Origin of the sequence: Hymenobacter armeniacus, assembly GCF_014699055.1 — a bacterium.
Taxonomy (GTDB): Bacteria; Bacteroidota; Bacteroidia; order Cytophagales; family Hymenobacteraceae; genus Hymenobacter; species Hymenobacter armeniacus.
This window is the reverse complement of the sequence record NZ_JACXAC010000004.1, coordinates 49,459-70,195: the sequence shown is the minus strand read 5'-3', so window position 1 is coordinate 70,195 and position 20,737 is coordinate 49,459. Positions and strand designations below refer to the sequence as shown.

Sequence of the window (20,737 nt, the reverse complement as noted above, 5' to 3'; positions counted from 1 at the left end):
ATGGACTACCCCCTGCCCGAAGCGGCCAGGCGCTACGTGGCCGCGCACCTGCACGACGACCCCGCCCACCTGGCCCTGCAAGCCCGCCGCCACCCCGGCCTGCCCGTGCCCGAGCTCGTGCGCCAGATTCAGGCCCGCCAGAAGGCCCGCGTGAAGCTGCCCGACTGGGCCGACAACCCCGATTTGATATTTCCGCCCTCCCTTTCGGTGGAGCAGGCTTCGTCGGCGCGCACGGCGGCGTTCAAAGCCAGCCTGGTGGATGGCCAGCGCCTGGCCGACCTCACCGGCGGCTTCGGGGCCGACTCGGCGGCGTTTGCCGCCCGGGTGGCCCACGTCGATTACGTGGAGCGCAATGCGGCGTTGGCCGACGTGGTGCGCTACAATTTTGGCCAGCTCGGCATCCCCAACGTGGACGTGCACGCCGCCGACGCGCTGGCTTTTCTCAAGGAAACCGACCAGCACTACGACTGGCTCTACCTCGACCCGGCCCGGCGCGATACGGCCGCGCGCAAGATTTTCCTGCTGCGCGACTGCGAGCCCGACGTGGTGAAGCTCATGCCGCTGCTGCTGCACAAGGCCACCAAAGTCCTGCTCAAGACTTCGCCCATGCTCGACATCGAGCAGGCCGTGCAGGGCCTGGGCCACGTGCGCCGGCTCTGGGTAGTGGCCGTCGACAACGAGGTGAAGGAAGTGCTCTACGAGTTGGGCCAGGAGCCCGCCGTCGACCCCGAGCGCTACGCCCTGAACCTGCGCCGCGACGGCACCCAGCAGGAATTCCGCCTCAACCGCGCCCGTGAGGCCCGCGCCACGCCCCGCTACGCCGAGGCCCAACAGTTTCTCTACGAGCCCAATGCGGCCGTGCTCAAGGCCGGCGCGTTTCGCAGCATCGGCACGGCCTTCGAGTTGCTGAAACTGCACCAGCACAGCCACCTGTACACGTCCGACGTGCTGCGGGCCGATTTTCCGGGTCGCATCTTTCGGGTGCGGGCCGCGGAAAAAGCCGACGGGGCTGCCCTCAAAGCGCACCTGGGGCCCGAAGCGCGCGCCCACGTCACCACCCGCAACTTCCCCGACTCGGTGGCTGATTTCCGGCGCCGCACCGGCATTCGGGAAGGCGGCGACGTGTACCTGTTTGCCACCACCGACCTGCGCGGCCGGCCCGTGGTGCTGGTGTGCGAGAAAGTAGCGCCGGCCTTGGCTGCCGCCTGATTATCGTCAAATTTCTGGGCAGGCTCGGCCACTGCGCGGCGCTGCCCGTACAATCAGCCGGCCCGCCGGGTGGCGCGGCCTCCTCTATGAAGCAGGCTGGTTGTTATGCGTTTTACAGATAAAGTGTGCCTGGTAACGGGCGGGACCTCGGGCATCGGCCAGGCCGCCTGCGTGCGGCTGGGGGCCGAAGGCGGCACCGTCATTGCCCTGGGCCGCGACAAAAAAGACGGCGCCGAAACCGTGCGGCTTATTAAGGAGGCCGGCGGCCAGGCCGTGTTCATGGCCTGCGATTTGGCCAAGCCCAAGGCCATCGAAACCACCGTGCAAAAGGTATTGGTCAAATTCCACCGCGTCGACGTGCTCGTTTGCGACGCGGCCATGATGACGTTTGAGCCGCTCGTGAAATTGCCGTTGGAGAAATGGGACTTGCTCATGCAGGTAAACCTGCGCTCCTTGGCCCAGCTCACGCAGCTGTGTTTGCCGCACATGCCCCGCGGCAGCGCCATTGTGGCCATCAGCTCGGTGCACGCCCACCAAACTACCGCCGCCGTGGTGCCCTACGCCACCAGCAAGGGCGGCCTCGAAGCCTTTGTGCGGGGCATGAGCCGCGAGCTCGATTTCCGCCAGACGCGCATCAACGCCATCGCGCCCGGCGCCGTCGACACGCCCATGCTCTGGAGCAACCCCAACGTGAAAAACGGCAACGAGAAAATCGACAAAGCCACCGTGGGCAAGCCCGAGGAACTGGCCGCCGCCATCGCCTTCATGGCCTCGGCCGAGGCCAGCTTCATCCACGGCACCACCTTGGCCGTGGACGGCGGCCGGCTGGCCCAATTATAGCGCGCCACGCACACGCTACTGACGTCGCAACGTCAGGCGGTTGCCGGGCAAAAGCAGCTTGCGCTTTCCCACTTCCGACCCCACGGTCAATAGCTCGGTTTTCCGTAGTTTTGTGGCGCGCCCGCTCGCCGGTTTTGGTTGGGCGGGCGCCCTGCTTTTTTCTCTCCTGCCCTTTTCGCGCATTCAATGCCCTATCTGTTCACTTCCGAATCGGTTTCGGAAGGCCATCCCGATAAAGTTGCCGACCAGATTTCCGACGCCATTCTCGACGAGTACTTGCGTCAGGACCCCACTTCCAAAGTGGCGTGCGAAACGTTGGTGACCACCGACTTTGCGCTGGTGGCCGGCGAAATCAAGTCCAAGGCCCACGTCGACGCCGAGCCCATTGTGCGCGAAACCATCCGCCGCATCGGCTACGACAAGCCGGAGTACCTCTTCAACGCCGACACCTGCGAGGTGATGAACCGCCTGCACGAGCAGTCGCCCGACATCAACCAAGGCGTGGAGCGCGCCAAGGACGAAGACCAGGGCGCCGGCGACCAGGGCATGATGTTCGGCTACGCCAGCCACGAAACGGCCAACTACATGCCGCTGGCCCTCGACCTGTCGCACCGCCTGCTGCGGGAGCTGGCCGCCATCCGTCGCGAAAAAAGCGACATGCCCTACCTGCGCCCCGATGCTAAGAGCCAGGTCACGATTCGCTACTCCGACGACCACAAGCCCGAGGCCATCGACACCATCGTCATCAGCACGCAGCACGACGAGTTCGACGCTTCGGAGAGCAAGATGCTCGATAAAATCAAGGCCGACGTGCTCAGCGTGCTCATCCCGCGTGTGAAGGCCGGCCTCAGCGCCGACGTGCAGGCCCTCTTCACCGACCAGATTACCTACCACATCAACCCCACCGGCAAGTTCGTCATCGGTGGCCCCCACGGCGATTCCGGCCTCACCGGCCGCAAAATCATCGTGGACACCTACGGCGGCAAGGGCGCCCACGGCGGCGGCGCCTTCTCCGGCAAAGACTCCTCCAAGGTAGACCGCTCGGCGGCCTACGCTGCCCGCCACATCGCCAAAAACCTGGTGGCCGCCGGCGTGGCCGACCAGGTGCTCGTGCAGGTGGCCTACGCCATCGGCGTGGCCCAGCCCGTGGGCGTGTTCGTGACCACCTACGGCACCATCCACGCGAAAAACGCGGCCGGCCAGCCCCTCACCGACGGCGAAGTGGCTCAGAAAGTGCAGAAGCTGTTCGACCTGCGCCCCTACGCCATCGTGAAACGCTTTGGCCTGCAAAACCCCATTTTCGCCCAGAGCGCGGCCTACGGCCACATGGGCCGCCAGCCCGGCACCGTGAACGTGGTGATGCCCGGCGGCGAAACCAAAACCTTCGAAACCTTCACCTGGGAAAAGCTCGACTACGTGCCCCAGATTAAGGCCGAGTTTGGCTTGTAGGCGAACGACTCCAGCAACAAAAAAGCCCCTCCGCAACCGGAGGGGCTTTTTTGTTGCTGCAAGCGCAGCCATTAATGGCTCAAGGTTTTCTCCTTATAGCGCGTGATTTGGCGGCGCAGGCTTTCGGTGGCCGCGTCGGCGGCAGCTTCAAAGGAAGCGGCATCTTCGGCGCTGAACAACGTGGAGCCCGGCACAAAAAGCTTTATTTCTACCGTTTTATTAGCAATGCCGTCTTTATTGTTGAGGCGCATAATCACCTCGCCGTCGGTAAATTTATCATAAAAAGTTTCCAGCTTATTGAGGCGTTGCTGCACAAAATCAAGCAATTTCTTGTCGGCGTCGAAGTGCACCGAATGCATTTGAACTTTCATAAAGCAGTTGATTAAGAGGGTAAAAGGGTGTGGCAACTTCAGGCCCGTGGGTGGGCCTGTTCAAATACGGATTTCAGGCGGTCGACGGATAGGTGCGTGTACACCTGCGTGGCCGCCAAACTGGCGTGCCCCAGCAGCTCCTTAATGGAATTCAGGTCGGCGCCCTTGCCCAGCAAATGGGTGGCAAACGCATGCCGCAGTGCGTGCGGGTGCTGCTGCGCTCCGGAGGTGGTAATCTGGCTCAAATGCCGTTTCACGGTGCGGTACACAAACTTTTCGTACATGGCCTCGCCTTTGTCGGTGAGCAGCAGCGGCCCTTCAACGGCCCCGAATTCGTGTGCCCGCCGGGCCTGGTACTTTTCAAGTACCTGCATCAGCGTCGGGTTCAGGGGCACGACGCGCTGCTTGTTGCCCTTGCCAGTCACGCGCACCGTGCCGGCGCCCAGGCTCACGTCGTCGGCGTGAATGCCGATGAGCTCCGACAGGCGAATGCCGGTGCCGTACAGCATTTCCAGCACCAGCTGGTCGCGCACGCCGGCAAAGTCGTCGCCGAATTCGAACGAATTCAGCAAGCCGTTCAGGGAATCTTCGGGCACGAACTCGGGCAGCTTCTTGGCCATCTTCGGGGCCTTGATGCGCAGCATGGGGTTGCTGGCAATGGTGCCGGCGCGCAGCAGGAACTTGTAGTAGGAGCGCAGGCAGGCCACTTTGCGGTTCACGGTGCGCGGGTCGAGGTCTTGTTGCATGAGCTCCACCACCCAGCCGCGGATGAGCGGGTGCGTGGCCTGCGCCGGGTCTTCGAGCTCGTACGCCGATTTCAGGTACGCCGCAAACTGGCCCAGGTCGGTCTGGTACGACGTGAGCGTGTGCCCGCTGTAGCGCTTCTCAAAGCGCAAAAAATCGAGAAAAGCGTCCATTCCCACAGCAAAAAAGCCCGGCGGTTGGGCCGGGCATCCAATGTAGGGCTTTTTTATTTTTTACCCAATAACCGCGCACGGTACGGACGCGAAAAAACCGGCCGGCTTGCCAAATGGGGCAAACCAGCCGGTTTTAGCTAAGCTAAACGGCTCGAAGGCGTTGGGCTATTCGTTGGGCTGGCCGTAGGTAGCGAGCTTGTACACCGCCTTCTGCTTCATTTTGCGCTGCGTGATGCTGGGCTTCTGGAAGAACGTGCGACGACGCAGCTCTTTCAGCACGCCGGTGCGCTCAAACTTCTTCTTGAAACGCTTCAGAGCGCGGTCAACCGATTCGTTGTCTTTGATTTGAACGATAATCATATCAGGGAGTGAGGGAGATTTCTGAGGAGTGCGGTGTAAACCGGGCCGCAAAGATAAGTAGAATTGTTAGCGAAACAAACTATTCGCCTAGCAAGGCGACTGAATCCTTGTCGATTACTACTTGAGCAGCGCCCGGGCAATGACCAGCTTCTGGATTTCGCTGGTGCCTTCGCCAATAGTGCACAGCTTGGCGTCGCGGTAGTATTTCTCGGCCGGATAGTCCTTGGTGTAGCCGTAGCCCCCGAAAATCTGCACGCCTTCGTTGGCCACGCGCACGCTCACTTCCGAAGCGTAGAGCTTGGCCATGGCCGATTCCAGGTTCACGTTCAGGCCGCGGTCCTTCATGTCGGCGGCGCGGTAGGTGAGCAGGCTGGCAGCTTCAATTTCGGTGGCCATGTCGGCCAGCTTGAACGCGATGCCTTGGAAATTGCTGATGGGCTGGTTGAATTGGTGACGCTCCTTGCTGTACTGCGTTGCGGCCTCAAAAGCGCCCTGCGCGATGCCCAGGCTGAGGGCCGCGATGCTGATGCGGCCGCCGTCGAGCACTTTCAGGCTCTGCACAAAGCCGTCGCCCACCTTGCCGATGACGTTGCCCACGGGCACTTTGCAATCGGTGAAAATCAATTCCGTGGTTTCGGAAGCGCGCATGCCCAGCTTGTCCTCTTTGCGGCCGGCCGCGAAGCCCGGCGTGCCGCGCTCGATGATGAAGGCCGTCATGCCGTGCGAGTCGCCCACTTCGCCGGTGCGGGCAATGACCACGGCCACGTTGCCGGTTTTGCCGTGGGTGATGAAGTTTTTGGCGCCGTTGAGCACGTAATTCTCGCCGCTCTCGTCGAGCACGGCGGTGGTGCGCATGTTGCCGGCGTCGGAACCGGTGTTGGGCTCGGTGAGGCCCCAGGCCCCAATCCACTCGCCGCTGGCCAGCTTGGGCAGGTACTTGCGCTTTTGCTCCTCCGAAGCGTGCTGCAGGATGTGGCCGGTGCAGAGCGAGTTGTGGGCGGCCATGCTCAGGCCGATGCTGCCGTCGATTTTTGACAGCTCCACGATGGCCGTGACGTACTCCATGTAGCCGAAGCCGGAGCCGCCGTACTCCTGCGGCACGAGCACGCCCATCAGGCCCAGCTCGCCCAGCTTGTGAAACACATCGACGGGGAATTCCTGGCTTTCGTCCCACTTCATCATGTGGGGCTTGATGTGCTGGGCGCCAAAATCGCGCACCATCTGCGCAATCATGGTTTGGTTTTCGGTGGCTACGGCTTCCATGTAAGGAGAACGATTGGTGGGAATTATGAGTAGGTACAGAACGGGAACTGCCAAACCCAACGAGTGTTCGTTTTGGCTCCACGAAAGTACGGTTTTAGACGTTGGAAACGGCGGCCCGCCGCAGCCGCCCGGCGGCCGTTTCTTGAAAGGGCGCGGCAAAAGCGTTACTTTTGAGGCTTTTTGGGGAGAACCTGCGGCCGTCGCCAATGGATTTTCCCGGATTTTTTTCGTTGATACTGTATTCTTTGGCCTTCATGCCTTCTTTTTTCCTTCGCCGCCTCGGGCGGCTGTGGCTGCTCGCGCTGCCGGCCGTGCTGCTGTTTTCGTCGTGCGCTTCGACGAAATACTATCAAAAAAGAACGCTCTTTCGCCTAACCGACAGCCAGGGCCGCCAACTCGACAGCACCAAGCTGCGCATCGCCCTGAACCGGACCGAGCGCAATTATGTCATTCAGCCCAACGACTTTCTGGAAGTGCGGGTGAACACCAACAAAGGCGAGCGCATTCTGGACCCCAACGGGGAACTGCAGTTTGGCCAGCCTTCTGGCACGCTGCCCAGCCGCGGCACCGTGATAGGCGGGCAGCAAAACAACGCTGGCAGCCGCAACGCCGCGCCGCAACGCAACACCGGGCAGGGCGCGGGTTCGGCAACGGGTGGTTCGGAGTTTCTGGTGCAGGCCGACGGCACGGTGGTGCTGCCCTTGGTAGGCCGGGTGACGGTGAAGGGGCTTTCGCTGCTGCAGGCCGACAGCGTGCTGGCCATTCGCTTCAATGAGTTTTACAAGGAGTCTTTTGTGACGACGCGCGTGACCAACAACCGCGTCATCGTGCTTGGGGCCACCGGCGGACAGGTCATCGCCCTCACCAACGACAACATGAACCTGCTGGAAGTACTGGCCCTGGCTGGCGGGATAGATGGCCAAGGTGGCGGCGGCGGCGGCACGGGCCTGTACCGCAACGGCGGCCGCGCCGACAACATCCGCATCATTCGCGGCGATTTGAAAAACCCGCGCGTGCAGCAAATCGATTTGTCGACGCTCAACGGCATGCGACGGGCCAACCTGCAGATTGAGCCCAACGACGTGATTTACATCGAGCCCATTCGACGTCCCTTCCTCGATAACCTTGCCGATTTGAACCCGCTCATCGGGGTAGCGAGTTTGGTGGTGACTACTACTTACTTCATTATCTCCCAATTAAATCGGTAAGGTCTGATTTGCTCCACCTACCGTATACCACGGAAACCCAAAGTGAGTTGGCGATACTAGTGCAATGGCTATAAACGAAAATACCGAAATAGAAGAACTCATCCGCAACGCGTCGGGCGGAGTAGCGGCGCCCCCGTCGGCCCCTTCGACCGGCATGCAGGCTGACGATGACGACGCCGGAGGCCTCGACATTGCGACCCTGGTGCTGGTGGCCCGGCGCAGCCTGCTGTGGCTGCTGTTGCTGGTGGTGCTGGGCGTCACGGCCTCGTGGCTGTACCTGCGCTACACCAAGCCGGTGTACCAGTCGGTTTCGCTGCTAAAAATTGACGAGCGGGCCCAGGCCGCCGAAGTAGGCATTGCCGACCAGATTGCCCCGGCCGCCGCCGACAAGGCCCGGACCAGCAAGCTGGCGGGCGAAGTGGAGCTCATCAAGTCGAACATCATCTACCGCCGCCTGAAAGACTCGCTGGCGCTGGACGTGAACTACTACGTGCAGGGCACGGTGCTCGAAACCGAGCTGTACAACACCTCGCCCTTTCACGTCAAGTACGACATCAGCGACGTGGCGCTGTACAATCGCAAGTTCAACCTCAAGTTCACCGGGCCGCGCCAATTCAAGCTCGACGTGGTGGGCCAGGGCCAGTCGCTGGGCGGGGTGTATGCCCTGGACCAGCCCATTACGCTGCCCGGCATCAAGCTGCTGGTGAGCGGCACCAAGGACCTGACCGAAGCGGCCCGCGAAGCCGACTACCACTTCACCATTCAGGATGAGTCGGCGGTGAACGCCTATCTGGATAAAAACCTGGCCGTCGACATCGTAAACCCCGATGCCAACACCATCCAGATATCGTTCAAGGACAACAGCCCCACCAAGGCCCGCAGCATCGTCGATGCCATTGACCAAGTGTATTTGAAGGAGAAGCTCTTTCAAAAACGGCTGTCGACCACTTTGAAAACCAACTTCCTCAACAAAACCCTCGACGACAACCGCAAGGAACTACAGGCCGCGGAAGACCGGCTGAAGGCGTTTACGCAGGCCAACAAAACCTACGACGTGCAGGCCGATGCCGCGGCCCTTACCACCAAGCTGGAAAAGCTTGAGGAAGACCGATTGGAATTGGAAGAGAAGGCAAACCTGCTGGCCAGCATCAGCCGCTTGATAAACGACGAAAGCATCACGACGTCGGAAAACGAAACTGTGGAGCAAACCATCCCGGCCATCGCCGGCTTGGAAGACCCGCAGCTGGCCGTGACGCTGAACGACCTGAACGGCCAGCAATGGGATCTGCGCCGCCTGCGCCGCTCCAGCACCGAAAAGACCGAAGCCGTGCAGCAGCGCGAAGCCGGTGTGGCGTTCACGCGCAACAAAATCAAGCGCCTGCTGCAACAGGACCAGAGCCTGCTGCGCCGTCAGTTGGCGCTGCTGGGTCGGCAGAGCGACAAACTCAACGCTCTGCTAGACCAGAAACCGACGCAGGGCACGGAGCTTGAGCGCCTCAAGCGCCCGGTAGACCTTTATGGCAAGAGCTATCTGGAGCTGTTTAACACAAAAATTCAGTTCGGCATTCAGCAAGCCGGCCAGATTGCCGACTTCCAGATTCTGTCGCCGGCTTCGCCTCCGGCCGCGCCCATTTTCCCGAGCAAGCTCATTGCCTACGCCATTGGGCTGGTGGGTGGCCTGCTGCTGGGCCTGGGCCTGATTGCGGTGCGCTACTTCATGCACAACACCGTGACCAACGTGCGCGAGCTGGAACGCAACACCAAGGCGTCGGTGCTGGGCATCATCCCGACTTACGACAAGGAGAAGATGGAGATTTCGCGTTTGGTGGTGGACAAGAACCCCAAGTCGGCTATTTCGGAATCCATCCGCTCCATCCGCACCAACCTGGACTTCATCAGCTCGGCCAAGAAGAAGCGGCTGATTTCGGTGACGTCGACCATCTCGGGCGAGGGCAAAACCTTCGTGACGGTGAACCTGGCCGGCATCATTGCCCTCTCGGGCCAGCGCGTCATCATCCTCGATTTGGACATGCGCAAGCCGAAAGTGAACCTAGCGTTTGGCGCCGAAAACACGCGCGGCGTGAGCACCATTCTCATCGAGCGGCACACCGTGCAGGAGTGCATTCAGCCTACCAACATCGAGTCGTTGCAGTTCATTTCGGCAGGCCCCACGCCGCCGAACCCCTCGGAGCTGATTTTGAGCGACCGGTTCGACCTGATGATTCAGGAGCTGTTCCGGACCTACGACGTTATCCTCATCGACACCCCGCCCGTGGGCCTCGTGACCGACGGCATCCTCATCATGCGCAAGGCCGACATTCCGCTCTACATCGTGCGGGCTGACTACTCGCGCAAAGCCTTCATCAAGAACATGAACCGGCTGATGCGGAGCAACAACTTCACGAACATGTGCACCATCCTGAATGACGCGCCTGCCGGGGCCGGCTACGGCTACGGGTATGGCTACGGCTACGGATATGGCTACGGCTACGGGGCATACGGTCAGGGATACTACGAAGAGCCCGTGACCAAGCCGCTTACCTTCGGCCAGAAGCTGAAGAAGTTCTTGTCTTAACGCATTCTGAACCGATGGCTTCGCTCTGGCAAAGGCTTTTTGGCGGGGCAGCGGCTGAGGCCGCCCCGGCGGCTCTGCCCGTGGCGGCCCTGGCGGCGCTGGGGGCCGACATGCACTCGCACCTGTTGCCCGGCCTCGACGACGGGGCCGAAACGGTGGAGCACTCGCTGGACCTGCTGCGGGCCCTGCGCGCCCTCGGCTACCGCAAGCTGGTGATGACGCCCCACATCATGGGCGACTTCTACAAGAACACGCCGGAAGGCATTCGGGCGGCGCTGCAGCTGTTGCGCGAAGCCGCCGCCAGTGCCGGCCTGGGCGACGTGGAGCTGGACTGCGCGGCCGAGTATTACCTGGACGAGTTCTTGGGCCGGAAGTTGGCCGACGGCACCGAGATGCTCACCTTCGGCGGCGAGAAGCGGTACCTGCTGTTTGAGACGTCGTACATGAACGAGCCGCTCAACCTGTTCGACATCATTTTTGAGATGAAATCGCAGGGCTACCGGCCGGTGCTGGCCCACCCGGAGCGGTACACGTACCTGTATGGGCGGCTGGCCGAAATAGAGAAGCTGCGCCGCGACTACGATGTGCTGCTGCAGGTGAACCTCAACTCGCTGGCCGGCTACTATTCGCCCGGGGCCAAACGGGTGGCCGAGGAGCTGATTGACGGCGGCCTGGTCGATTTCGTGGGCACCGACGCCCACCACCTGCGCCACACCGATACTCTGCTGCGCCGCACCGTGCCGCAGCCGTATCTGCAAAAGCTGCTGCGCCTGCCCCTGCTGAACAGTACGCTTTAGGTAGTGGTGAGTGGTTAACGGTTAGTGGTTAATGCAATTAACGTTGACTGCCACCAACTATTCTCTCATCACTAACCGTTAACCACTCACCACTAAAAATATGGTTTTCGTTACCGGCGGCACCGGCCTCATTGGTTCCTTTCTGTTGCGGGCGCTGCGGGCGCGCGGGCTGGCGGTGCGCGCCCTGCACCGCGGGGCCGCGCCAACCAACGCCGCTCCGGGCGTGGAATGGCTGGCCGGCGACCTGCTGGATACCGACCTGCTGCGCGCAGCCCTCACACCCGAGGTCACGCACGTATTTCATTGCGCCGGGCTGGTTTCCTACGCGCCGCAGGATGAGGACGCGCTGCTGCGCGTGAACGTGGACGGCACCGCCGCCATCGTGGACGCCTGCCTGGAACGGCCGGGCATTCGGCTGGCGCACGTGTCGTCGGTGGCCGCGCTGGGCACGCCGGCGGGCGCAGCAGAGGCCACCGGAACCCTCACCGTGACCGAGGCCGCCACCTGGGACCTGGGCGCCGCGCACCCGGCCTACGCCACCTCGAAGTACCTGGGCGAGCTGGAAGTGTGGCGCGGCGTGGCCGAGGGCTTGTCGGCCGTCATCGTGAACCCTTCGGTGGTGCTGGGGCCCGGCGACTGGAACCGCAGCAGCACGCGCCTGCTGCGCTACGCGCACCAGCAGCACCGCTTTTATACCCGCGGGCTGGTCAACTTCGTGGACGTGCGCGACGTGGTGGCGCAGCTGCTGGCCCTGGCGCTGGACCGGCCCGAGCTGAGCGGCGAGCGGTACATCCTCAGCGCGGAGGCGGTGCCGCTGGGCGAGTTTTTCCGGCAGGCGGCGGCGGCGTTGCAGCGGCGCCCGCCCACGGTGGCCGTGCCCGACTGGGCCGCCGAAGTCATTTGGCGCCTGGAGCACGCCCGGGCCGTGCTCACGGGTGCCCGGCCGCTCATCACGAAGGACACGGCCCGAGCGGGCCGCCGGCCGGTGGTGTACGCGCACGCCAAAGTACAAAGCGCTACTGGCTTAGTATTCCGCCCGTTAGCCGATACGCTGGATTGGTGCGCGGCTGAACTGGCCGCGAACACGACCACTGCCCCGGCGGTTATCGTATCTTAGCAAGAGCCGGATTGCACGGTTTTGCCCAATATTTGTTATCATTGACATAGTACTGACAAGTGGAGTGAAGAGGCGCTGGCCGACGGTTTATTTCCTTTATTTTCCCGTCGACCCCGCGCCTTCCTAAAACCCCGATTAATCCACTTAACTGCGATTTTATGCGCATGAACGAACATTTTGAAAACCACCGGGCTGTGCTGGACACCGTTCGTCGTTTCGAGCAGATGGTGGCGCAGCAGGAGCCCGTTTTCTTCGACCTGGAAGATTTCGAAAACATCATCGACCACTACGTTACCAACGCCGCGTTCGACAATGCCCTGCAGGCCTGCGAGGCCGCGTTGGGCCAATACCCCTTTTCCACCGAGCTGCTGATTGACCGCGCCCAGGTGACGGCCATGCGCGGCGACTATTCCGAAGCCGAGCGCCAGATTGACGAAGTAGCGGCCCTGGACCCCACCAACGCCGACGTGGCCGTGACGCGCGGCATCATCAGCACCCAGCGCGGCGAGTTTGCCGAGGCGGTGGAGTTTTTCCGGGCCGGCCTGGAGCAGGAACCCGAGCGCGAAGACATTCACTTCAACCTCGGCTTGGCTTTTCAGAGCTGGCAGAAATTCAAGAGCGCGGCCAAGCACTACAAGCAGAGCCTGCGCCTCAATCCCGACAACGAAACCGGCGTGCAGGAGCTGTTGCACTGCCTCGACATTACGGGCCGGCTGGAAGAGCACGAGGAGTTTTTCAAGCGCTTCACCGACGACGACCCGTACTCGGCTACGGCCTGGTACAACCTGGGCCAGTACTGGTACCGCCGCGAGGATTTTGCCAAAGCGGCCGAAGCCTTTGACTACGCCGTGACCATCAGCCCGGACTTTCACGACGCCCACCACTGGCTGGCCGACACCTTTGTGTGCCAGCAGGAGTACCGCAAGGCCATTCCGGAGTTTGAGCTGGCCTACCCGCCCGGCCAGCCCACGGATGAGGCCCTGTGCAACATCGGCGAGTGCTACGAGAAGCTGCGCGACTGGGAACCCGCCCGCAAATACTACCGCCAGGCCCTGGAAATAAACCCCCAGATGGACGAGGCGTGGTTTGGCCAGGGCGTGCTGCTGCAGGAGCAAGGGCGCTGGTTTGAGGCCATCCACTACTTCCGCAAGGCCACCGAGCTGTACGCCGAGAGCGGCGAGTACTGGTCGGCGCTGGGCGCGGCCGAAAACCACGTGGGCAACGTGGTGAGCGCGCTCGAATCGTACGAGAAAGCCACCGAGGTGGCCCCCGACGACGTGCAGGGTTGGGTGAGCTGGAGCGCCATTCTCTACGAGCAGGGGCACTACTCCGAAGCCGTGGACCTGGTGCGCCACGCCGTGAACCTGCACCCCATGGAGGCCCATTTCCATTACATGCTGTGCGCCTACCTGCTGGCCGATGGCCGCATGCGCGAGGCCTACACCACCCTGGAAACGGCCCTCACGCTCAACTACGAGCAGCACGTGCTGCTGTTCGACTACTTTCCCGAGTTGCGCGAGCAGCCGGGCCTGAAGAAACTCATCGAGCAGTTCCGGAAATAACAATTCCCTGACTTAGACGCTACTTTTGCAACCGCCCGTTCTCGCGAACGGGCGGTTTTTTGTTGTCGGCCCCACCCTTTTCTGGTCGATGTAACCTCTTACCTCATTGCCTTTATACCTAGAAAACCGATGAATTACGACCTCTCTCAACTGCCCGAGCGCACGGCCAAGCCCCGCGAGCAGGGCTACACCATGGTGATGGACAAGGGCATGAGCCTGCGCGAAGTGGAAGACTTCCTGGAAGTGGGCGGCTCCTACACCGACGTGGTGAAGCTGGGCTGGGCCACCTCCTACGTGGTGCCCAACCTCAAGCGCAAGCTCGAAATCTACCGCGCGGCGGGCATTCCGGTGTACTTCGGCGGCACGCTGTTCGAGGCTTTCATCATCCGCAACCAGTTCGACGACTACCGCCGTCTGCTCGATAATTTCGGCATGGAGTACGCCGAGGTATCGGACGGCAGCATCGACCTCGACCACGGCCGCAAATGCGAGTACATCCGCGAGCTGAGCAAGAGCGTGCGCGTGCTGAGCGAAGTGGGCTCGAAGGACGCCGAGAAAATCATCCCGCCCTACAAGTGGATTTCGCAGATGGAAACCGAGCTCGAAGCCGGCGCCATCAAGGTAATCGGCGAGGCCCGCGAGGGCGGCAATGTGGGCCTGTTCCGGAGCACCGGCGAGGTGCGCTCGGGCTTGGTTGAGGAGATTCTGACCAAGATTCCGTCGGAGAAAATCCTGTGGGAAGCCCCGCAGAAAGCCCAGCAGGTGTGGTTCATCAAGCTGCTGGGGGCCAACGTGAACCTCGGCAACATTGCCCCCAACGAAGTGGTGAGCCTCGAAACCATTCGCCTGGGCCTGCGCGGCGACACCTTTACGCACTTCCTCGACATGGACGCCGTGGACCCCATGTTCCGCCCGGCAGCCAAAAGCACCAAGCCCGGCACCTCCATGCCCCGCGGCTAACGCACGACGGGTGCGGGCGAGTAAGCCCGACATCCAAAGCCACAGAGCACAAAAAAAGGCCGGCCCCCTTGCGGGAGCCGGCCTTTTTGCTGGTGGGTGAGGCGCGGTTACTGCTTCACCACTTTCAGGCTTTGCACCTGGCCGTTGGGCTGGGTGAGGCGCACCATGTACACGCCGGCCTTCAGGTCGCCGAGTTGCTCAACCGTCACGTCGTTGTTGCCTTTGCCGAGGTCCAGCGTCTGCTGGCGCACGGTGCGGCCGGTCATGTCGGTCACGGTCACCGAGCCTTTGCCAGCCGAAGCCGACTGCAGGGTCAGGTGCACCTGGTCGGCGCTGTTGAAGGGGTTCGGGTAAGCGAGCAGCGAAGCGCCTTCGGTGGCCTTGCCGCTGAAGTTCACCACGCGGGGGCCGAAGAAGTAGTCCTTGCCATCCACGTCAATCTGACGCAGGCGGTAGTACCGGTCGCCGGTCTTGTTCTTCTCCACGTCGAGGAAGGTGTACGACTTAGCAGACGAGCTGTTGGTGGACGAAGCGGCCACGAAGCCCAGGGTGCGGAAGTCCGAGCCGTTGGTGCTCACCTGCACTTCGAAGCCCTTGTTGTTGGTTTCGTTGGCGGTTTCCCAAGCCACTTGAGCGTCGTTGCCGATGCGTTTGGCTTCGAGGCTGGTCAGCGTCACGGGCAGCGGGTTGTTGCGGTCGCCGAGGGTGAAGGTGGCAAACTGGGTGATGCCCGTTTTCGTCACTTCATTAGTGGTCGTGTTGATGGCGTCGCGGCCCAGGGGGGTAAAGGTATTACCCGAGTTGCTCGACAAGAACATTACCAAGTCGTCTTCCGGAATGCTGCTGGTGCCGGGCGTGTAGGTGTTCGGGCCGTTCAGGCTCTGGGTTTCGCTGTCGAGGTAGCGGAACACCAGGGTGGCGCGCAAGCCGCCGGTGTTGGTGGCGGGGTCGGAGGGGCGCACGCCGAAGATGCGGCGGATGCCATAGCGGTTGTTGATGGGCGAGTACGCTTCGGCCGTGTTGCGGGTCACGTCCACGTTGCCGGGCGAGTTGGCATTGGTGAAGGTGATGGTCAGGCCCATGTTGCCATACGTGCGAACCTCGCCGGGCAACACACCCAGGCGGGTGGTGCGAGCAAAGCCGCGCAGGTACGAGGCATCCGTTTCGCCGTTAATCTGGGCGCCGTTGTTGCCGTTCACCAGCGCGCGGTCGGCCAGCACTACCACCGATACCGTGGGGGTCAGGATGTTGGTCACCAGCAAGCCAGCGTTGGCGTTGAGGGTCGTGTAGGGGTTCGGGATGGTATAGGGGTTCACAGCGCCAACCGAAGGCGTCAGGAAGTTGAGGGCTTCCGAAATGCTCATCACACCGCCGAGGGTTTTGGTGCCGCCGCCCGAGATGTCGACGCGCACAAACGAGCCGCTCGAAATGAACTGGTTGCCACCAGCAAATTCCATGATGGTATTTTCGCGCTGAATGAAGCTGTCGTACTGGTTATTGAAGTCGCCAAACACCTGCAGCTGGCCTACTACGAGACGACCAATCGAGCGCGAAGCCTGCGACGTGCCACCAAACGTGAGGTTGCGGGCACGAGCGGGGCCCGAGCCGGTGTTATCGTAGAGCAGGGTGCCACCGGCCGTGGTGTTGCGGTAGTCCGAGTAGATGTTGGGGTAAGGCACGCTGTTGCCGGCGCCCAAGTCACGAATCAGAGCGTTGGTGGTAGCCGAAGGCACGCCGTTGCTCCAGTTGCCCGGGTCGAACCAGTTGTCGTTCACGGCACCGGTCCAGATGGTGGTAGCAATGGGCGTACCGCCCACCGTGAAGTTGGCCGAGAACACACCCGTGGGCGGGTAGAGAATGCTGAACGGCACACCGGTCGAGTTGTTGACGCCGTTGGCCTGGTAGTAGATGTCGACGGTGTAAGTGCCGGCCGACGTCACCGCGGGCGTGGCAATCAGGTTGGGCTGTGCGTTAGTGTTGTTGGTCGAAGCCGGGTCAATCACGAAAATGCGCGTGCCGCCCGCGGCCGGTCCCGACTGCGTGAGGGTGATGGGCTGGAAAGCGCCGCCGCTGGTGCCCGCCAGACGGGTGCGGTAATAGAGCACCACCGTCGAAACCGTGTTAGGACCGGCTTCGGTCGTGCTTACCGTGGTGTTGGTGAGGCGCAGTTGGCCGGTGTTCACGTCGAAAGCACCCGACACGCCGCCGGCGTTGGTCGACGAAGTGAAGGTGGCGCCGGGGAACTGGGGGTTGCTGCCCGTGTTCGGGAAGAAGTAAGACGTAGCGTTGCCGCCGTCGGGCGCAATCTGAATGGTGTTCGGGTTCAGCGTCGGGGCCGGCGTGGGCGTACCGTCGATGTCGAAAGAAGCCAAGTAACCAGCGCCGCCGTTGCCGGCCGTATTGTCATCGCGGGCAATCAAACCAATATTAGAGGGTGCGTTGCGGTAGTTAGCCCGATAGATAATGGAAAGAACGTAACCTGTGCCAGCAACGCCACCGCCGCCAACGATAGCAGGAATCAGGCTAATCGAGGCGCTAGTGTTTGAGAAAGTACGCGTGCTGCCGCTAACACCAGTTTGGGCAAGCGGTACAGTACCAGAAGTTACAATGGCGCCCGAGGGGTCGTAAACAGAGTACTCAATCAGAGCACCATTCACAACGCTAGCGCCGCTTTCGACTGTTTGAAGGCTACCACCTTTCAGAATCAACTGGCCGGTATTGATGTCGAACGAAGCAGTAGCCGAAGAGCTAGGCTGCTGGTCCACCAGCGTAGAGTTATCAAAAGCCGACTTCGTGTACGTATTGTCAGAGGCACCCTGGTTTACCACAACCGTTTGGCCGGTTACCACAACAGCTGCCTGCGCTACCTGGGAGGCGCCAGCACCGACAAAAATCGCAAATAAGGGTAGCAGGAAGCTTAGGAACCGACGCTGTCGTAACAGCTTCTGAGTAAAGGTCAAAGTTTGCATTGGGATGGGGATTGGATGTTAAAGGGAATGAAACGCACAACTAGCGTATCGTAATGAGGCGCATATACGGAGGGGTCAAAAAAAGGTACATGGGTTTTGAAAAAATTAAAAATATTGTCGGAAAGGTTAAAATTAGCCCTTTCCTATGTTTAGGAAATATTTCTCAGAAGGCCCGGCGCACCACTTGCGGCCCGGCCCTGAACTAGTGCACCACGCTGTAGGGCACCGTGGCCAGCGCCTTTTTCTCGGCCGGCAGTTCCACCCCGAGGAGGTCGTGCACGCTGACGCGAATCTTGTTCGACAGTTGGGTGATGGGCAGGTCGTTGCTATCGTACCCGAAGGGATTCTCAATCTCGTTGCCAATCATTTCGAGGCCCAGCATGGCGTAAGCCCCAATCATGGTAATGGGCACCATCCACCAGTCGCAGGAATCGACCAGCACCAGCGGCATTATCATGATGAAAATGGTGATGTAGCATTTGATGAAGAAGCTGTACGAGTACGGAATGGGCGTGGCCTTGATGCGCTCGCAGGTGCCGTTCACGCTCATCATGCTCAGGTAGTGCTGCTTGATGTTGACGAGGTGAATGGGGTCGAAAATCTGCACCTGCCGCAGCTGCTCCACGCTCTCCATGAGCACGGCGATGATGGTGGAGGGCACGTTTTCGGCTTTCTGCAGGCGCTCGATGATGTCAGGCGTGGCCTCCATCTTGTCGAAGCGCATGCGGTTGCGCAGCGAGCCTTCTACGGCAATGGGGAAGTTGGAGATGAGAGCGGCGAAATAGCGGCGGCTCGATTTGGCCTCGCGGGGCAGCAGGGCGTTCATTTCCATGGCCAGCCCCCGGCACTGCGACACGAGAATGCCCCACACCTTGCGGCCTTCGTAGTACCGGTCGTAGGCCGTGTTGGTGCGGAACACCAGCAGCAAGCTCAGCAGAATGCCCAGAATGGATAGGTACTCGCGCCCAATGCGGACGTTGAGGGTATGAAAATCGAGGCTCACGACGGCAATGGCCGAGCCGTAGAGGCCCACCAGTGCCACGCGCTTCAGCAACAGGCGAATAACGGCAGAGGTGTGGAAGTGCCACAGGGCCCGCCACCAATCGCCTCCTTGGTACACAATCATCGGACGGGTAAAAAATTTTCTAAGTCCTGCAACGGCAAAGGTTTCACCGGGGTTGGGCCAAGTAGTGGCCCCCGGGGCGCCGCCCATCATACGCCGTGCCATTTTTTGGCTCAAAGCCGGCTGCATTGCGGGCGCAACGGCATTCCTGGCTGCGATTTATGGCGTTACTGGTGCCAGAAATGGGATTTGATGGGATGAAGCAGGTACTGAAAAAAATAATGACAAAATTACAACCCAACGGACAAGCCGGTCAACTTTGTCTGGCAGGAGTACAATGACATCGCCTTCATGTTGCTGGATTACAGCGAGAAATATTTGATTTCGACCTAGCTGCGCGCGGTGCTGACTCATCGTCTGCTCACGTTTGCACTGGCGCCTCACGAGGCCCCGTGCCGGCACTTCGGGGCCGGGCGGTTTTCTTTGTGGCTTACTTACGCCCGGCATGGAAATCATCAAGCACTTTTTCGACCTTCTGCTCCACCTCGACAAAACGCTGGTGAACGTGGTGCACGAGTACGGCAACCTGACGTACCTCATCCTGTTCATCATCATTTTCACCGAAACCGGGGTGATTGTGATGCCCTTCCTGCCCGGCGACTCGCTGCTGTTTGTGGCCGGCACGCTGGCGGCTCAGCCCAACCCCGACACGGGCCACCCCCTGCTCAACATCTGGCTGCTGATTCCGCTGCTCATCGCGGCCGCCTTTATTGGCGACAACCTGAACTACCTGGTGGGCGACTATTTAGGGCCGCGGGTGTTTCGGGAAAATTACAAATTTCTCAACCGAAAGTACCTTGACCAGACCCAGGCGTTTTACGCCAAGCACGGCGGCAAAACCATCATCATGGCGCGCTTCGTGCCCATTGTGCGCACGTTTGCGCCGTTTGTGGCGGGCGTGGGCACCATGACGTACCGCTACTTTGCGTCCTTCAGCATTGCGGGGGCGGCGCTGTGGGTGGTGTCGCTCACGCTAGCGGGCTACCTGTTCGGCAACATTCCGCTGGTGAAAAACAACTTCACCCTGGTCATTTATGCCATCATTCTGATTTCGGTGCTGCCGCCGCTATGGTCGTTCCTGAAAAGCAAGTTTGGCTCCCAGCCCAGCGCCGACCTGCGCTAGGCAGCGGCCCGGCGGTTGTCGGGGATAAAGTAGTAATATTTGGCGAAAACGCCCCCGACCGGACGGTTGGGGGCGTTTTTTATTGTTCTTTTGGCAACCTTCCGCTCTTTCCCTCTCCCCTTCGCATGCGCCAGTTCGGGCTAATCGGCCGCACCCTCAGTCATTCCTTTTCGCAGACGTACTTCACCCAGAAGTTTTACTCGCTGGGCTTGCCCGACCACCAGTACGACCTGTTTGAGCTGGCCACCATCAACGAATTGCCCGCCTTGCTGGCCGCCCACCCCGGCCTGGTGGGCCTGAACGTGACCGTGCCCTACAAGGAATCGGTGATGCTGTACCTGGACGAGCTGGCGCCCTCGGCCACCCGCGTGGGCGCCGTGAACGTGGTGGAATGCCTGCCTGGTGGCCGCCTGCGCGGCCACAACACCGACTACGTGGGGTTTCGGGAGTCGCTGCGGCGGTTCTTTCCGGGGGCGCCCGGGGCCCGGGCTCTGGTGCTGGGCACGGGCGGGGCGGCCAAGGCCGTGGTGGTGGCGCTGCAGGAGCTGGGCATTGCCCACTGGCTGGTGAGCCGCGACCCCATGGCCCACGGCCTGACCTACGACGACCTCACGCCGCAGCTGGTGGCGGCGCATCCGCTCATCATCAACGCCACGCCGCTGGGCACCTTCCCGCGCACCGACGAATGCCCGCCCCTCCCCTACTCTGCCCTCACCGAGCACCACTACCTGCACGACCTGGTGTACAACCCCACCGAAACCCTCTTCATGCACAAGGGCAAGGAGGCCGGCGCGCAGGTAAAAAACGGCTTTGAGATGCTGTGCCTGCAGGCTGAAGCCGCCTGGGATATCTGGAACGCTGCGCTTAAGGAGGGATGAGGAAGCATCTGTCATC

The 20,737-nt window shown here is 61.3% G+C and carries 17 protein-coding genes; 11 read left to right on the top strand and 6 right to left on the bottom strand.

Annotation, left to right across the window (positions count from 1 at the left end; genetic code table 11):
• The 3 genes from IC234_RS11845 (at window position 1) to metK (ending at window position 3,498) form a co-directional block, all read left to right on the top strand.
• Window positions 1-1,209, top strand: coding sequence for a class I SAM-dependent methyltransferase (locus tag IC234_RS11845; RefSeq protein WP_190924815.1), 1,209 nt, complete (start codon window positions 1-3; stop codon window positions 1,207-1,209).
• A 105-nt stretch (window positions 1,210-1,314) separates the two neighbouring features.
• Window positions 1,315-2,049: an SDR family NAD(P)-dependent oxidoreductase gene (locus IC234_RS11840; protein WP_190924813.1), complete on the top strand. Its 735-nt coding sequence runs from the start codon at window positions 1,315-1,317 to the stop codon at window positions 2,047-2,049.
• Between the two features lie 186 nt (window positions 2,050-2,235).
• Window positions 2,236-3,498, top strand: coding sequence for a methionine adenosyltransferase (metK, locus tag IC234_RS11835; protein WP_190924811.1), 1,263 nt, complete (start codon window positions 2,236-2,238; stop codon window positions 3,496-3,498).
• A gap of 71 nt (window positions 3,499-3,569) precedes the next feature.
• Here the strand turns inward: metK and hpf are convergent, their stop codons facing one another.
• The 4 genes from hpf to IC234_RS11815 all read right to left on the bottom strand — a co-directional run bounded on the left by hpf (window position 3,570) and on the right by IC234_RS11815 (window position 6,409).
• Window positions 3,570-3,869 (bottom strand): ribosome hibernation-promoting factor, HPF/YfiA family, encoded by a 300-nt coding sequence (hpf, locus tag IC234_RS11830; protein ID WP_190924809.1) that lies wholly within the window; start codon window positions 3,867-3,869, stop codon window positions 3,570-3,572.
• 38 nt (window positions 3,870-3,907) lie between these two features.
• Window positions 3,908-4,786, bottom strand: coding sequence for a tyrosine-type recombinase/integrase (locus tag IC234_RS11825; RefSeq protein ID WP_190924807.1), 879 nt, complete (start codon window positions 4,784-4,786; stop codon window positions 3,908-3,910).
• 165 nt (window positions 4,787-4,951) lie between these two features.
• Window positions 4,952-5,146, bottom strand: a complete 195-nt coding sequence (rpsU, locus tag IC234_RS11820) for a 30S ribosomal protein S21 (RefSeq protein WP_190924805.1) — start codon at window positions 5,144-5,146, stop codon at window positions 4,952-4,954.
• Between the two features lie 117 nt (window positions 5,147-5,263).
• Window positions 5,264-6,409: an acyl-CoA dehydrogenase family protein gene (locus tag IC234_RS11815; protein ID WP_190924803.1), complete on the bottom strand. Its 1,146-nt coding sequence runs from the start codon at window positions 6,407-6,409 to the stop codon at window positions 5,264-5,266.
• Between the two features lie 254 nt (window positions 6,410-6,663).
• On the opposite strand from IC234_RS11815, the gene IC234_RS11805 reads away from it, so the two are divergent.
• The 6 genes from IC234_RS11805 to IC234_RS11780 all read left to right on the top strand — a co-directional run bounded on the left by IC234_RS11805 (window position 6,664) and on the right by IC234_RS11780 (window position 14,628).
• Complete coding sequence (locus IC234_RS11805; RefSeq protein WP_190924799.1) at window positions 6,664-7,617, top strand: polysaccharide biosynthesis/export family protein; 954 nt, start codon at window positions 6,664-6,666, stop codon at window positions 7,615-7,617.
• Window positions 7,618-7,681: 64 nt separating this feature from the next.
• Window positions 7,682-10,192 carry a polysaccharide biosynthesis tyrosine autokinase gene (locus IC234_RS11800; protein WP_190924796.1) on the top strand — a complete coding sequence of 837 codons (2,511 nt, stop codon included), beginning with the start codon at window positions 7,682-7,684 and terminating at the stop codon, window positions 10,190-10,192.
• 14 nt (window positions 10,193-10,206) lie between these two features.
• Window positions 10,207-10,989, top strand: a complete 783-nt coding sequence (locus IC234_RS11795) for a tyrosine-protein phosphatase (protein ID WP_223827644.1) — start codon at window positions 10,207-10,209, stop codon at window positions 10,987-10,989.
• A 100-nt stretch (window positions 10,990-11,089) separates the two neighbouring features.
• On the top strand, window positions 11,090-12,106 hold the full coding sequence (locus IC234_RS11790) for an NAD-dependent epimerase/dehydratase family protein (RefSeq protein WP_190924793.1): 1,017 nt from the start codon (window positions 11,090-11,092) through the stop codon (window positions 12,104-12,106).
• 164 nt (window positions 12,107-12,270) lie between these two features.
• Entirely contained in the window at window positions 12,271-13,668 is a 1,398-nt protein-coding gene (locus IC234_RS11785; protein ID WP_190924791.1) for a tetratricopeptide repeat protein, read from the top strand.
• Between the two features lie 129 nt (window positions 13,669-13,797).
• A complete protein-coding gene (locus tag IC234_RS11780) occupies window positions 13,798-14,628 on the top strand; it encodes a phosphosulfolactate synthase (RefSeq protein ID WP_190924789.1) in 831 nt (276 codons plus the stop codon).
• Between the two features lie 107 nt (window positions 14,629-14,735).
• Here the strand turns inward: IC234_RS11780 and IC234_RS11775 are convergent, their stop codons facing one another.
• Window positions 14,736-17,048, bottom strand: a complete 2,313-nt coding sequence (locus tag IC234_RS11775; RefSeq protein ID WP_190924787.1) for a T9SS type A sorting domain-containing protein — start codon at window positions 17,046-17,048, stop codon at window positions 14,736-14,738.
• A 751-nt stretch (window positions 17,049-17,799) separates the two neighbouring features.
• Window positions 17,800-18,723, bottom strand: a complete 924-nt coding sequence (locus IC234_RS11770) for a bestrophin family protein (RefSeq protein ID WP_190924785.1) — start codon at window positions 18,721-18,723, stop codon at window positions 17,800-17,802.
• A 442-nt stretch (window positions 18,724-19,165) separates the two neighbouring features.
• Between IC234_RS11770 and IC234_RS11765 the strand changes: the two genes are divergently transcribed.
• Together IC234_RS11765 and IC234_RS11760 are read left to right on the top strand one after the other, a co-directional pair.
• On the top strand, window positions 19,166-19,843 hold the full coding sequence (locus IC234_RS11765) for a DedA family protein (RefSeq protein WP_190924783.1): 678 nt from the start codon (window positions 19,166-19,168) through the stop codon (window positions 19,841-19,843).
• Between the two features lie 125 nt (window positions 19,844-19,968).
• Window positions 19,969-20,721: a shikimate dehydrogenase family protein gene (locus IC234_RS11760; RefSeq protein WP_190924782.1), complete on the top strand. Its 753-nt coding sequence runs from the start codon at window positions 19,969-19,971 to the stop codon at window positions 20,719-20,721.
• Window positions 20,722-20,737 lie beyond the last annotated feature (16 nt).

Excerpts from the sequence above, each read along its gene's own strand:
- IC234_RS11845 (WP_190924815.1), top strand. The coding sequence starts at position 1 with ATGGACTACCCCCTGCCCGAAGCGGCCAGGCGCTACGTGGCCGCGCAC.
- IC234_RS11840 (WP_190924813.1), top strand. The coding sequence starts at position 1,315 with ATGCGTTTTACAGATAAAGTGTGCCTGGTAACGGGCGGGACCTCGGGC.
- metK (WP_190924811.1), top strand. The coding sequence starts at position 2,236 with ATGCCCTATCTGTTCACTTCCGAATCGGTTTCGGAAGGCCATCCCGAT.
- hpf (WP_190924809.1), bottom strand. The coding sequence starts at position 3,869 with ATGAAAGTTCAAATGCATTCGGTGCACTTCGACGCCGACAAGAAATTG.
- IC234_RS11825 (WP_190924807.1), bottom strand. The coding sequence starts at position 4,786 with ATGGACGCTTTTCTCGATTTTTTGCGCTTTGAGAAGCGCTACAGCGGG.
- rpsU (WP_190924805.1), bottom strand. The coding sequence starts at position 5,146 with ATGATTATCGTTCAAATCAAAGACAACGAATCGGTTGACCGCGCTCTG.
- IC234_RS11815 (WP_190924803.1), bottom strand. The coding sequence starts at position 6,409 with ATGGAAGCCGTAGCCACCGAAAACCAAACCATGATTGCGCAGATGGTG.
- IC234_RS11805 (WP_190924799.1), top strand. The coding sequence starts at position 6,664 with ATGCCTTCTTTTTTCCTTCGCCGCCTCGGGCGGCTGTGGCTGCTCGCG.
- IC234_RS11800 (WP_190924796.1), top strand. The coding sequence starts at position 7,682 with ATGGCTATAAACGAAAATACCGAAATAGAAGAACTCATCCGCAACGCG.
- IC234_RS11795 (WP_223827644.1), top strand. The coding sequence starts at position 10,207 with ATGGCTTCGCTCTGGCAAAGGCTTTTTGGCGGGGCAGCGGCTGAGGCC.
- IC234_RS11790 (WP_190924793.1), top strand. The coding sequence starts at position 11,090 with ATGGTTTTCGTTACCGGCGGCACCGGCCTCATTGGTTCCTTTCTGTTG.
- IC234_RS11785 (WP_190924791.1), top strand. The coding sequence starts at position 12,271 with ATGAACGAACATTTTGAAAACCACCGGGCTGTGCTGGACACCGTTCGT.
- IC234_RS11780 (WP_190924789.1), top strand. The coding sequence starts at position 13,798 with ATGAATTACGACCTCTCTCAACTGCCCGAGCGCACGGCCAAGCCCCGC.
- IC234_RS11770 (WP_190924785.1), bottom strand. The coding sequence starts at position 18,723 with ATGATTGTGTACCAAGGAGGCGATTGGTGGCGGGCCCTGTGGCACTTC.
- IC234_RS11765 (WP_190924783.1), top strand. The coding sequence starts at position 19,166 with ATGGAAATCATCAAGCACTTTTTCGACCTTCTGCTCCACCTCGACAAA.
- IC234_RS11760 (WP_190924782.1), top strand. The coding sequence starts at position 19,969 with ATGCGCCAGTTCGGGCTAATCGGCCGCACCCTCAGTCATTCCTTTTCG.